At 61.7% G+C, this 11,966-nt stretch carries 11 protein-coding genes; 5 read left to right on the forward strand and 6 right to left on the reverse strand.

Annotated elements, in window-relative coordinates; translation table 11 throughout:
- Nucleotides 1-3 precede the first annotated feature (3 nt).
- Nucleotides 4-1,101 (forward strand): two-component system sensor histidine kinase PmrB, encoded by a 1,098-nt coding sequence (gene pmrB / locus ACQUTI_RS10210; RefSeq protein ID WP_004886129.1) that lies wholly within the window; start codon nt 4-6, stop codon nt 1,099-1,101.
- 243 nt (nt 1,102-1,344) lie between these two features.
- On the opposite strand, the gene uvrB is transcribed toward pmrB, so the two are convergent.
- Nucleotides 1,345-3,366: an excinuclease ABC subunit UvrB gene (gene uvrB, locus ACQUTI_RS10215; protein ID WP_004886127.1), complete on the reverse strand. Its 2,022-nt coding sequence runs from the start codon at nt 3,364-3,366 to the stop codon at nt 1,345-1,347.
- Between the two features lie 410 nt (nt 3,367-3,776).
- Between uvrB and ACQUTI_RS10220 the strand changes: the two genes are divergently transcribed.
- Both ACQUTI_RS10220 and ACQUTI_RS10225 read left to right on the forward strand, forming a co-directional pair.
- A complete protein-coding gene (locus tag ACQUTI_RS10220) occupies nt 3,777-3,989 on the forward strand; it encodes a hypothetical protein (protein WP_004886124.1) in 213 nt (70 codons plus the stop codon).
- A gap of 86 nt (nt 3,990-4,075) precedes the next feature.
- On the forward strand, nt 4,076-4,798 hold the full coding sequence (locus ACQUTI_RS10225; RefSeq protein WP_017900923.1) for an ABC transporter ATP-binding protein: 723 nt from the start codon (nt 4,076-4,078) through the stop codon (nt 4,796-4,798).
- Here the strand turns inward: ACQUTI_RS10225 and bioD are convergent.
- From bioD to bioB, 4 genes are read right to left on the reverse strand one after another with little or no spacing between them, the layout of a single operon-like run.
- Nucleotides 4,740-5,462, reverse strand: coding sequence for a dethiobiotin synthase (gene bioD / locus ACQUTI_RS10230; protein ID WP_023320010.1), 723 nt, complete (start codon nt 5,460-5,462; stop codon nt 4,740-4,742). The genes ACQUTI_RS10225 and bioD overlap by 59 nt on opposite strands.
- The gene (gene bioC / locus ACQUTI_RS10235) at nt 5,455-6,210 is read right to left on the reverse strand and encodes a malonyl-ACP O-methyltransferase BioC (protein ID WP_080837416.1); all 756 of its coding nucleotides are present in this window, start codon (nt 6,208-6,210) and stop codon (nt 5,455-5,457) included. The genes bioD and bioC overlap by 8 nt, the downstream gene beginning before the upstream one ends.
- Nucleotides 6,194-7,351 carry an 8-amino-7-oxononanoate synthase gene (gene bioF / locus ACQUTI_RS10240; protein ID WP_049092841.1) on the reverse strand — a complete coding sequence of 386 codons (1,158 nt, stop codon included), beginning with the start codon at nt 7,349-7,351 and terminating at the stop codon, nt 6,194-6,196. The genes bioC and bioF overlap by 17 nt, the downstream gene beginning before the upstream one ends.
- The gene (gene bioB, locus ACQUTI_RS10245; protein WP_043521800.1) at nt 7,348-8,388 is read right to left on the reverse strand and encodes a biotin synthase BioB; all 1,041 of its coding nucleotides are present in this window, start codon (nt 8,386-8,388) and stop codon (nt 7,348-7,350) included. The genes bioF and bioB overlap by 4 nt, the downstream gene beginning before the upstream one ends.
- A gap of 85 nt (nt 8,389-8,473) precedes the next feature.
- On the opposite strand from bioB, the gene bioA reads away from it, so the two are divergent.
- Together bioA and ACQUTI_RS10255 are read left to right on the forward strand one after the other, a co-directional pair.
- Nucleotides 8,474-9,763: an adenosylmethionine--8-amino-7-oxononanoate transaminase gene (gene bioA / locus ACQUTI_RS10250; RefSeq protein WP_117124465.1), complete on the forward strand. Its 1,290-nt coding sequence runs from the start codon at nt 8,474-8,476 to the stop codon at nt 9,761-9,763.
- 70 nt (nt 9,764-9,833) lie between these two features.
- A complete protein-coding gene (locus ACQUTI_RS10255; protein ID WP_002895575.1) occupies nt 9,834-10,310 on the forward strand; it encodes a kinase inhibitor in 477 nt (158 codons plus the stop codon).
- A gap of 241 nt (nt 10,311-10,551) precedes the next feature.
- Here ACQUTI_RS10255 and ACQUTI_RS10260 read toward each other — a convergent pair whose 3' ends face one another.
- Nucleotides 10,552-11,934: an amino acid permease gene (locus tag ACQUTI_RS10260; protein WP_428923258.1), complete on the reverse strand. Its 1,383-nt coding sequence runs from the start codon at nt 11,932-11,934 to the stop codon at nt 10,552-10,554.
- Between the last annotated feature and the right edge of the window lie 32 nt (nt 11,935-11,966).

Consider the following 11,966-nt stretch of genomic DNA (forward strand, 5'->3'; position numbering starts at 1 on the left):
ACCATGGCTCTGTTTGCAACCGAAAACTGGACCATGCGTCACCGGCTGCTGTTGACCATCGGCGCCATTCTGGTGGTCTGCCAGCTGATCAGCGTCTTCTGGCTATGGCATGAGAGCAAAGAGCAGATCCAGCTGCTGGTGGCCAGCGCCATCGAAGGGCACAACAACCAGAAGCATGTGGAGCATGAGGTTCGGGAAGCGGTCGCCAGCCTGCTGGTGCCGAGCCTGCTGATCGTGGGTCTGGCGCTGTATATCAGCATGCTGGCGGTACGCAAAATCACCCGCCCGCTGTCACGTCTGCAAAGCGAGCTGGAGAGTCGTACCCCGGACAACCTCACCCCCATCGTGCTCAGCGAATCGGTGCCCGAGGTGACGGCGGTGACCACCGCCCTGAATCAGCTGGTTTCCCGCCTCAATCTGACTCTCGATCGCGAACGGCTGTTTACCGCCGACGTGGCGCACGAGCTGCGCACCCCGCTGGCCGGGCTGCGGCTGCACCTTGAGCTGCTGGCGAAAGTGCACGGCATGGGCGTCGACCCGCTGATCCAGCGGCTCGACCAGATGACCACCAGCATTTCGCAGCTGCTGCAGCTGGCGCGCGTCGGTCAGTCCTTTTCCGCCGGCAGCTATCAGCAGGTGCTGCTGCTGGATGACGTGGTCAAACCGCTGCAGGATGAGCTGGAGACCATGCTGGCCGAGCGCCAGCAACGGCTGCTGCTGACGGATGTCGAAAGCGAGGCCGTCGTCTCTGGCGACGCGACGCTCATCCGCGTCATTCTGCGCAATCTGGTGGAGAATGCCCATCGCTACAGCCCGCAAGGGTCGACGATCCGCGTGTCGGTGAAAGCGGGTCTGATGCCGGTGATGGCAGTGGAAGATGAAGGACCGGGGATTGATGAGGCGAAAAGCGGCGAACTCAGTAAGGCCTTCGTGCGCATGGACAGTCGCTACGGCGGTATAGGGCTAGGACTGAGCATCGTCACGCGCATCGCTCAGCTGCATGACGCCCAGTTCTTTTTACATAACCGCCAGCCGGGGCCAGGGGTCCGCGCGTGGGTGTTATTCCCGCGGCGCGGGGGTCAGAACGTCAGCACCCACTGATGGAAGAAGGCAACAATAATGACCAGGGCGGTGGCGACCGCCAGATATTCACGGAAGTTGATTTTTTGCATGGGCGCTATCCTCATCAGGTTGAGGATAGTGTCGCCTGGCGAGATTAAGCAAACATTAAGAAGGCCGCTTTGCGGCCTTTTTTCTTCACCGCGAATGGTTATCTGGCTGCGGAACAGGGCCACGCCTTGTCTGCTTCCCGCACGTCCACCTCCCGGCAGTACACGCCGGCACTCAGGAGGCGGCGATAAACAGTTCGCGCAGCTGATGCAGCTGGTCGCGAATTTGCGCCGCCTCTTCAAACTCGAGGTTCTGCGCGTGCTGCATCATCTGCCCTTCCAGCTCGTGGATTTTCTGCTGCAGCGCTTTTGGCGTCATATCCACGCCGCTGAGCCCGGCAGGCTCGACGGCCTTCGCTTTACCGCGCCCTTTGGCTTTGGTTTTCGCCAGGCTCTGGCCCAGCTGCAGGATATCCACCACTTTCTTGTTGAGCCCCTGCGGCACAATGCCGTGCTCTTCGTTATAGCGCTGCTGTTTCTCACGTCGACGCTCCGTCTCGCCGATGGCTTTCGCCATCGAGGGGGTGATCTTATCGCCGTACAGGATAGCCTTGCCGTTGACGTTGCGCGCCGCGCGGCCGATGGTCTGGATCAGCGAGCGTTCGGAGCGCAGGAAGCCCTCTTTGTCCGCATCCAGGATCGCCACCAGCGACACCTCCGGCATATCCAGCCCCTCACGCAGCAGGTTGATCCCCACCAGCACGTCAAACTCGCCAAGACGCAGGTCGCGGATAATCTCCATACGTTCGACGGTGTCGATATCCGAGTGCAGATAGCGCACCCGCTCGCCGTGCTCCTCAAGGTACTCGGTTAAGTCTTCCGCCATCCGCTTGGTGAGGGTGGTGACCAGCACGCGCTCGTTGATAGCCGTGCGCAGGCGGATCTCCGACAGTAGATCGTCGACCTGGGTCGCCACCGGCCGCACTTCGATGATCGGATCCAGCAGACCGGTCGGCCGCACCACCTGATCCACCACCTCGCCGCCGGATTTATCCAGCTCGTAGGCGCCGGGGGTCGCCGACACGTAGATGGTTTGCGGCGCCAGCGCTTCGAATTCTTCAAACTTCATCGGCCGGTTATCCAGCGCCGACGGCAGGCGGAAGCCGTACTCCACCAGCGTCTCTTTGCGCGCCCGGTCGCCGCGGTACATACCGCCGATCTGCGGCACCGTGACGTGGGATTCGTCAATCACCAGCAGGCCGTCTGCCGGCAGGTAGTCGAACAGGGTGGGCGGCGGCTCGCCGGGGCCGCGCCCGGAGAGGAAGCGCGAGTAGTTTTCAATGCCCGAGCAGTAGCCCAGCTCGTTCATCATTTCGAGGTCGAACTGGGTGCGCTGGGTTAAGCGCTGCTCTTCCAGCAGCTTGTTGTTGGCCAGCAGCACCTTGCGCCGCTCCGCCAGTTCCAGCTTAATCTCTTCCATCGCCTGGACAATGCGCTCCCGCGGCGTCACGTAGTGGGTCTTGGGATAAATGGTGTAGCGCGGCACCGTCGATTCCACATGGCCGGTGAGCGGGTCGAACAGCGACAGGCGCTCAACTTCTTCGTCAAACAGCTCAATGCGCAGGGCGATATCGTCCGATTCCGCCGGGAAGACGTCGATCACCTCGCCGCGCACCCGGAAGGTGCCGCGCTGGAAGGCCTGATCGTTGCGGGTATACTGCAGTTCCGCCAGGCGGCGCAGGATCGCCCGCTGGTCAATCAGCATCCCCACCGTCAGATGCAACATCATTTTCAGATACAGGTCCGGGTCGCCGAGGCCGTAAATAGCCGAGACCGAGGCCACCACCACCACATCGCGCCGCTCAAGCAGCGCTTTGGTGGCCGACAGGCGCATCTGCTCGATATGTTCGTTTACCGAGGCATCTTTCTCAATGAAGGTATCTGAGCTGGGGACATAGGCTTCCGGCTGATAGTAATCGTAGTAGGAGACGAAATACTCGACGGCATTCTCCGGGAAAAACTCTTTCATCTCGCCGTAGAGCTGGGCCGCCAGAGTTTTGTTTGGCGCCAGCACCATCGTCGGCCGCTGCAGATCGGCAATCACGTTGGCGATGGTAAAGGTCTTACCGGAGCCGGTGACCCCCAGCAGCGTTTGATGCGCGAGCCCATCCTCCAGCCCCTCTTCCAGGCGGCGGATGGCTTCCGGTTGGTCTCCGGAGGGGCGAAAGGCGGAATGCAGAACAAACGATTTACTCATCAATCAGAACCTGAAAAAGATTTAGCGGCCGGTGTTTAATTCTACCCCCCGGGCCGTTTTTTGCCAATAAATTATACTGGATATTTAAACAGTGCGTGCTTATGATAGCGCCACAATATGGCCTTTTTTGCCGGTAAGCAGGGTATAAAACGCGCGCCGGGCGGAATAATCCTCCGGCCGTCAGGGTTATCCCCAGAAATTTTTACCTTTTAACATTTGTCAAGCGGACGGGTGAAAGTTTTATGGCAGCAGATGACGCTTTTCTTACACCCATTGATTTTATCTAACAAGCTGATATTTAATGCTTTTAAAGAAAAGACGCCTTTCACGCCAATTCAGCCGCAAGCCGCGTACGCTCTAGCTTACCGCAGGTTTTCTAACTCTAATACACAAGGTTATCCACAGGAATAGTGGATAACTGTCTGCAGCCCAAGACCGCCGCCGCCCGGCGCAAATCGTCTGGCGGCCTTAATCACGTGGCGAAAAATTTTTATCGAACTATTTTTGATAACTATCCGCTTAAAGCCGCTCGATTTTTGCTGCTTTTTGCACCACCCTTTAGCGTCGGGCACCGGAAAAGTGCACCCCAGGCGCTGGCTGTGCCTGATGGTATCGGCATTTAGCGTTTTTTTCCGAGCGTTCTTTTTCCTGGCAAGAGTTTTGCAGCATCTTTCTGTCGCCCTGACGCCAGGATAAGGAGAAAACGTCCATGTTGAATTTACAGGCAGTAAATCACTTTTACGGCAACCAGCATTCGCTGTGGAATGTCGATCTTGAACTACGCCCGGGGGAGTGCATTGGCGTACTGGGACGCGAGGGCATGGGAAAAACCACCCTGGTTAACTGCATTGCCGGGCACCTGCCGGTGGCCAGCGGCCGGATGACCTGGCATGACATTGGCGCCCCGCCGCAGGATCTCACGCCCCTGTCGGCCCAGTCGCGCAGCGCCATCGGTATCGGCTATGTGCCGCAGGATAAACGCATCTTTTCGCAGCTCAGCGTGGAAGAGAATCTGCATATAGCCCTCGCGGCCGGGAAACCCGGGGCTAACGCCAGCGGCGGCGAGATCTATGAACATTTTCCCGAACTCTATGCCCTACGGCAGCGCAAAGGCGCCTCGCTGAGCGACGACGATCAGTACCAACTGGCGCTGGCCAGGGCGCTGATTGTCCAGCCACGGCTGCTGATCCTTGATGAACCCTCGCGCGGCAGAGGACCGCGCTGTCTGCAAAAGCTGGCGGATCTGCTGCTGCGGTTGAATCGCGATATCGGCCTGACGGTGCTGCTCGCCGAGCAGCACCTGCCCTTTATCCGCCGGGTAGCGGATCGTTTCTGTGTTTTGCACCGGGGCCGTAACGTCGCCGAAGGCGATATTATGGCGCTGGATGAACCGCTGCTGGCGCAGTGGATGACGCCGGATCCAGCGCCCTGAGATCCAGATACTGGCCGAGATCGTCGCGCTGCGCGATATCGGCAAGCCACGGTATTTCGCCGAGGAACGGCGCGGCCAGCCGGTTTTTCAGCGTCGCCAGATACTCGGCGTGGCGCTTGCCCGGCGGCTGCACGTCATTGGCGATCCAACCCGCGAGCGGCAGCCCTGCCTGGCGTACCGCCTGGGCGGTAAGCATCGCGTGATTGATGCAGCCGAGCTTGACGCCCACCACCAGAATCACCGGCAGCTGCTCCGCCTGCGCCCAGTCGGCAAAGGTCAGGGTTTCCGACAGCGGCGTAAACCAGCCGCCGGCCCCTTCCACCAGCACCCAGTCGGCGAGGCGTTCTAACTCGCGCAGCCCGCTGGAGAGCCTCGCCGCGGCGATCGGACGCCCTTCGTCGGCGCTGATGATGTGCGGTGAGGTCGGCTCGGCGAAGGTATACGGGTTAACCTGTTCATAGCGCAGCGCGACCCGGCTATGACGCTGCAGCGCCAGCGCGTCTTCATTACGCAGCCCTGCGGCGGTAAGCTCGCTGCCGGAAGCCACCGGCTTGTAGCCAGCGGTGTGAAAACCCAGCTGATTCGCCGCCTGCAGCAGGGCGCTGCTGGCGATGGTTTTCCCGACTTCAGTATCGGTCCCGGTGACAAAAAAACGTTTAGTCACGCTCAATGACTCCTGTAAAAAGAGAATACGTCAGCGGGCAGACGCCCTGCCGCTGCGGCCAGGCCAGCTGTAGCTCGCGCAGTTTGCCGCGGCCAAGCGGGGCCGATGCCCGCCCCTGGTGCAAATGGGTGGCGCCGATGCCCTTCAGCGATCGCATGGCGCTCAGCGCGTCGGCGAACGGCAGGCTAATCTGATGCACCTTGCCGGACGCCCGCAGGCCGCTCAGCGCCGCGCGCACCGCCGCTTCGCTGAGAAAACGGTTGGCATGCGGCCGGTCGTCGATGGCCTGCCACGCCTGATTGAGCTCCGGCAGCGAGTCGGCCAGCAGCGTGCTAAACGCCACCCTGCCGCCGGGGCGCACCACCCGGTACAGCTCGCCAAGGGCGGCGCGCAGATCGTCGCACCACTGCACCGCCAGATTGCTCCACGCCAGATCGACGCAGGCGTCCGGCAGCGGCAGCGCCTCAATGTCGCCCAGCAGGTAATACTGGGCGGCGTCGTTACGCTGCGCCTGGGCCAGCATCCCGGGGGAGAGATCCAGCGCGGTCACCACGCTGCCCGCCTCACGCCAGCGGCGGCTCATGCCGCCGGGGCCGCAGCCAGCATCCAGCACCCGGGGAAAATCGCGACGCGCCAGCTGGCGCAGCAGCAATTCCGCGCTGCGCCGCTGCAGTTCATCATGTTGCGAATAGCCGCCGGCCGCCCGGCCAAACGCCGCGGCCACCGCCTGCTTATTCACCGTGGCCATGCAGCACCTCCAGTAAACGGTTAATGTCCTCAGCCTGATGGACGGCGGTCAGGGTCAGGCGCAGACGAGCGCTGCCGACCGGCACCGTCGGTGGACGGATCGCCGTCGTCCAGCAGCCCGCGTCGCGCAGACGTGCGGCCAGGCTCAGCGCCCGGCCGTTATCGCCGACGATCAGCGGCTGGATCGCGCTGACGGAGTCGGTCAAACCCAGCGACGTCTCGCCCATCCCCTTGCGGAACTGCCGGATGCGGGCGGCCAGGATGTCGCGACGCTGCTGTCCTTCATTGCTGCGAATCACCCGTAGCGCGGCGCTCAGCGCCACCGCCTGGGCGGGCGGCATCGCGGTGCTATAGATCAAATGACGGGCAAACTGCAGCAGATAATCGGCCATTGCTTCGTCGCACAGCACCGCCGCGCCGCTGACGCCGAAGGCCTTGCCGAAGGTAACCACCAGCAGCTCAGGGCGCACCGCCTGCGCGGCGCAGCTCCCGCGTCCTTCGTCGCCGACCACGCCGACGCCGTGGGCGTCATCCACCAGCAACAATGCCCCTGCTGCCTGCGCCGCGGCGTGAATGGCCGCCAGCGGCGCGCTGTCGCCATCCATGCTGAAAATGCCTTCAGTGACCGCCAATTGTTCGCCCGCCAGCGGCTTAGCCAGCAGTTGCGCGAGCTGCTGCGGATCGTTGTGGGCGAAACGGCGTAGCTGCGCCGGGCTGAGGCTTGCCGCCTCCAGCAGGGAGGCGTGGCTCAGGCGGTCGGCCACGATCCGATCCTCTTTATCCGCCAGGGCGGCGATCAGCGCCTGATTGGCGGCAAAGCCGGAGATAAACAGCAACGCGCGCGGATAGCCCAGCCAGTCGGCAAGTTCCTCTTCCAGCGCGCGGTGGGCCTCGTTATAGCCGCTTACGTGTCCCGAACCGCCGGAACCGACGCCATAACGTTCCGCCCCCTGCTGCCAGGCGGCGATAATCGCCGGATGCTGGCTCAGGCCAAGATAGTCATTGCTGGAGAAGTTAAGCCAGCGCTCCCCTTCCCGCGCCAGCCAGCGCCCGGCGCCGTGCGTCACCGGCAGGCGGCGGCGAAGAGCATCCGCCGCTCGTCGCTCGTCCAGCGCCCGATCGATTCGCTGCTGCCAGCTCATAGCACCGCCGCGTTGTAATATTCCTCAGTGTCCGGGGTGAGTAAGGCCTGCTCCAGGCGCTGCTGCTGCTCATTATCACCTTCCAGCACCGCCGTCTGCTGCGGGTTGATCCCCAGCTTGCGGAACAGTTGCAGGTCTTTATCTTCTTCCGGATTAGGCGTCGTCAGCAGTTTGCAGCCATAGAAAATCGAGTTCGCCCCGGCCATAAAGCACATCGCCTGGGTCTGCTCGTTCATCTGCTCGCGGCCGGCGGAGAGACGCACGTAAGAGGTGGGCATCATGATGCGCGCGATGGCGATAGTGCGAATAAAATCGAAAGCGTCGACATCGTCGTTATCCGCCAGCGGCGTACCTTTGACCTTCACCAACATGTTGATCGGTACGCTTTCCGGCGGCGTGGGCAGGTTAGCCAACTGCAGCAGCAGGCCGGCGCGGTCTTTCACGGTCTCCCCCAGCCCGACGATACCGCCGGAGCAGACTTTGATCCCGGCGTCACGCACTTTGTCCAGGGTATCCAGGCGCTCCTGGTAGGTGCGGGTGGTGATGATGTTGCCGTAAAATTCCGGCGAGGTATCGAGGTTGTGGTTGTAGTAATCGAGGCCCGCCTCGGCCAGGCGCTGCGCCTGGCTGTCTGTCAGAGTGCCAAGCGTCATGCACGACTCCAGCCCCAGGGCCTTCACCCCTTTCACCATCTGCTCCAGATACGGCATATCGCGGTCATTGGGGTTTTTCCACGCCGCGCCCATGCAGAAGCGGGTCGAGCCGGCGTTTTTCGCCTGACGCGCTGATTCCAGCACCTGCTCGACTTCCATCAGGCGCTCTGTTTCGAGCCCGGTTTTATAGCGCGCGCTCTGCGGACAATATTTACAATCTTCCGGGCAGGCGCCGGTTTTGATCGACAGCAGGGTGCTGACCTGCACCTGGCGCGGATCAAAGTGTTGCCGGTGGATTTGCTGCGCTTCGAATAACAGATCGATGAGTGGTTTATTAAATAATTCATTTACTTGCGACATTGTCCAACGTACGTGGTGAGCCATTGGCCTCTCCAAAGGGTTTTGTTAATTTACGGTTCGGTTTATACTCGTAAACCTAAATGTTTTCAAAATGGTTTACAAGTCACTTATGACCCTGGACGATCTCGCCTTCGATCGGCGCCACATCTGGCACCCCTACACCTCTATGACTTCCCCCCTGCCGGTCTACCCGGTGGTTTCCGCCCACGGTTGCGAGCTGTCCCTCGCCGGCGGCGAACAGTTGGTTGACGGTATGTCCTCCTGGTGGGCGGCAATCCACGGCTACAATCACCCGCGCCTGAATGCGGCGATGAAAGCGCAAATCGACCAGATGTCGCACGTCATGTTCGGCGGGATCACTCACCCCTCGGCGGTGGCCCTGTGCCGCCAGCTGGTGGCAATGACTCCGGAATCGCTAGAGTGCGTTTTCCTCGCTGATTCCGGTTCGGTGGCGGTTGAGGTGGCGATGAAAATGGCCCTGCAGTACTGGCAGGCGAAAGGCCAACCGCGTCGACGTTTCCTGACCTTCCGCAATGGCTATCACGGCGATACCTTCGGCGCGATGTCGGTCTGCGATCCGCAGAACTCGATGCACAGCCTGTGGCAGGGCTATCTGCCGGATAACCTGTTCGCCCCCGCGCCGCAGAGCCGCTTTGACGGCGAGTGGGATGAAATGGATATGGTGCCCTTTGCCCGCCTGATGGCCGCGCACCGTCACGACATCGCCGCGGTGATCCTCGAACCGATCGTACAGGGCGCGGGCGGGATGCGGATGTACCATCCGGAGTGGCTGAAGCGGGTGCGTAAAATGTGCGACCGGGAAGGGATACTGCTGATCGCCGATGAGATTGCCACCGGCTTTGGCCGCACCGGCAAGCTGTTCGCCTGCGAGCACGCCGGTATCGCCGCCGATATTCTGTGTCTGGGCAAGGCGCTGACCGGCGGCACCATGACCCTCTCCGCCGCGCTGACCACCCGCGAGGTGGCGGAAACCATCAGCAACGGTGAAGCCGGCTGCTTTATGCACGGCCCGACCTTTATGGGCAACCCGCTGGCCTGCGCGGTGGCCAGCGAAAGCCTGCGCCTGCTGGAGAGCGGCGAATGGCAGCGGCAGGTGGCGGCGATTGAAGCCCAGCTGCTGGCCGAGCTGGCGCCGGCGCGGGGATCCGCCCTGGTCGCCGATGTCCGCGTGCTGGGCGCTATTGGCGTGGTTGAAACCCGTCGCCCGGTCAATATGGCTGCCCTGCAGCGCTTTTTCGTCGAGCAGGGGGTGTGGATCCGCCCGTTTGGCCGCCTGATCTATTTGATGCCGCCGTACATCATCGCGCCTGAGCAGCTGTCCCGCCTGACCCGCGCCGTTAACCTGGCGGTGCAGGACGAAACATTTTTTAGCGAATAAATAGCGGAATTGCGTCGTGGTGCAGGCTACACTTCCAGGTTAATCAGCGCATTATCAATGAGGATGAAGCATGAAACTGATCAGTCACGATCTCCAGGACGGCGGTAAGCTGCCTAATCGTCACGTCTTCAACGGCATGGGCTACGATGGCGACAATATTTCGCCGCATCTGATGTGGGATGATGTGCCCGCGGGAACCAAAAGCTTTGTGGTGACCTGCTACGATCCGGATGCGCCGACCGGCTCCGGCTGGTGGCACTGGGTGGTGGCTAACCTGCCTGCGGATACCCGCGTCCTGCCGCAAGGGGCCGGTTCCGGTCAGGCGGAGCTGCCGGAAGAGGCCGTTCAGACCCGCACCGATTTTGGCAAGGCGGGATACGGCGGCGCAGCGCCGCCGAAGGGCGAGACCCACCGCTATATCTTTACCGTCCACGCCCTGGACGTCGAGAAAATTGAAGTGGATGCCGAGGCCAGCGGCGCAATGGTCGGCTTTAACGTCCATTTCCATTCCCTCGCCAGCGCCTCCATCACCGCCCTGTTCAGTTAATCTCCCCCCCGGATAGCGGCTGTCGCCTTATCCGGGATACCCGTGGCGCCATTTGTTTTTCGGGTGGCGCTGCGCTTACCCGACCTACAATCCCCCCAGGCCCACGCAAGCGCAGCGCCGCCGGGCGATTGCCGCGGGCACGGAGCCGCTTTTATGCCGGGCGGCGGCTGACGCCTTGCCCGGCCTACGGCCCGTGCCATTTGTAGCCCCGGTAAGCGCAGCGCCACCGGGGAAATTGGCCTTACTGTTCAGTGGCTACCTGCAGCGCCGTTTTACGCACCCGCGCGTACCACACCACCGTCAGCAGCCCGAGCCAGACCTGGCCGGCAATCAGCGCCATCCGCGTCTCAGCAAACATCCCCAGCACCGCGATAACCAGCCCCATAAACAGCAGCGTCAACAGCGGCGCAACCGGCCAGAACGGGACGGGGAAGGCAATCTGGCTGCGCTCTTCGGCAGACAAACTACGGCGCATGGCGAAATGGGACAGCAGGATCATCAGCCACACCCACACCGTGGCGAATGCCGCCAGCGAAGCAATCAGCACAAAGACCTGCTCGGGGATCAGATAGTTCAGCACCACCGCCGCCAGCAGCGCGCCGCCCATGACCACCACCGTCATCCAGGGTACGCCGTTGCTGGCGATGCGCTGGAAGCTTTTCGGCGCCAGCCCCTCTTTCGACATGCCGTACATCATGCGTCCGGCGCCGAAGATATCGCTGTTAATTGCCGAAATGCTGGCGCTGATCACGATGATGTTAAGGATTGTCGCCGCCGCCGGGATCCCCAGACCGTCGAAAATCAGCACAAACGGACTCCCCTGCTCGCCAAAGCTGTTCCACGGGAAAATCGCCATCAGCACCGCCAGGGTGCAGACGTAGAACAGGATAATACGCAGCGGAATGGTATTGATGGCCTGCGGGATGACCTTTTTCGGATCTTTCGCTTCCGCGGCGGTGACGCCGATAATCTCCACCCCGCCGAAAGCGAACATCACGATGCCAAGCGAAGCGATAACGCCCTGCCAGCCGTTAGGAGCAAAGCCGCCGTGGCTCCACAGATTTTCCAGACCGGTAGCCGGGAAGCTATGGCCGAAGCCAAAGAAGATGATCCCGGCGCCCGCCAGCATCATGGCGATAATCGCCACCACCTTCACCAGCGACAGCCAGAACTCCATCTCGCCGAACACCCGCACGTTGCACAGGTTCATGGCGCCGATAAAGAAGATGATGCTGAGGATCCAGATCCAGCGCGGGACATCGGGATACCACAATCCCATATAGATGCCGAAGGCGGTGACGTCGGCCAGGGCGACGATCACCATTTCAAAAGTATAGGTCCAGCCGGTAATAAACCCGGCCAGCGGCCCGAGATACCGGCGGGCGTAGCTGCCGAAGGAGCCGGAAACCGGGTTGCGCACCGCCATCTCGCCCAGCGCGCGCATGACGATAAACACCGCCGCGCCGCCAATCAGATAGGCCAGCAGCACCGCCGGGCCCGCCGCCTTGATGGCGGAGGCCGAGCCATAGAACAGCCCGGTGCCGATAGCGGAGCCGAGCGCAATAAATCGAATGTGTCGGGCATTGAGCCCGCGCAGCAGATGTGGCTTGTGTTGTTGTTGCATATACAGGTGTCCTGGTTTTTTTATATGACGAC

It is taken from the genome of Klebsiella sp. 7-CIP_Kleb., from assembly GCF_050378655.1.
Lineage (GTDB): Bacteria > Pseudomonadota > Gammaproteobacteria > Enterobacterales > Enterobacteriaceae > Klebsiella > Klebsiella quasipneumoniae.

What these genes read in the sequence shown, in the direction of transcription:
- bioA (WP_117124465.1), top strand. Translation starts at nt 8,474, where the DNA reads ATGACCCTGGACGATCTCGCCTTCGATCGGCGCCACATCTGGCACCCC.
- pmrB (WP_004886129.1), top strand. Translation starts at nt 4, where the DNA reads ATGGCTCTGTTTGCAACCGAAAACTGGACCATGCGTCACCGGCTGCTG.
- ACQUTI_RS10260 (WP_428923258.1), bottom strand. Translation starts at nt 11,934, where the DNA reads ATGCAACAACAACACAAGCCACATCTGCTGCGCGGGCTCAATGCCCGA.
- bioC (WP_080837416.1), bottom strand. Translation starts at nt 6,210, where the DNA reads ATGGCCACGGTGAATAAGCAGGCGGTGGCCGCGGCGTTTGGCCGGGCG.
- bioF (WP_049092841.1), bottom strand. Translation starts at nt 7,351, where the DNA reads ATGAGCTGGCAGCAGCGAATCGATCGGGCGCTGGACGAGCGACGAGCG.
- bioB (WP_043521800.1), bottom strand. Translation starts at nt 8,388, where the DNA reads ATGGCTCACCACGTACGTTGGACAATGTCGCAAGTAAATGAATTATTT.
- uvrB (WP_004886127.1), bottom strand. Translation starts at nt 3,366, where the DNA reads ATGAGTAAATCGTTTGTTCTGCATTCCGCCTTTCGCCCCTCCGGAGAC.
- ACQUTI_RS10255 (WP_002895575.1), top strand. Translation starts at nt 9,834, where the DNA reads ATGAAACTGATCAGTCACGATCTCCAGGACGGCGGTAAGCTGCCTAAT.
- ACQUTI_RS10225 (WP_017900923.1), top strand. Translation starts at nt 4,076, where the DNA reads ATGTTGAATTTACAGGCAGTAAATCACTTTTACGGCAACCAGCATTCG.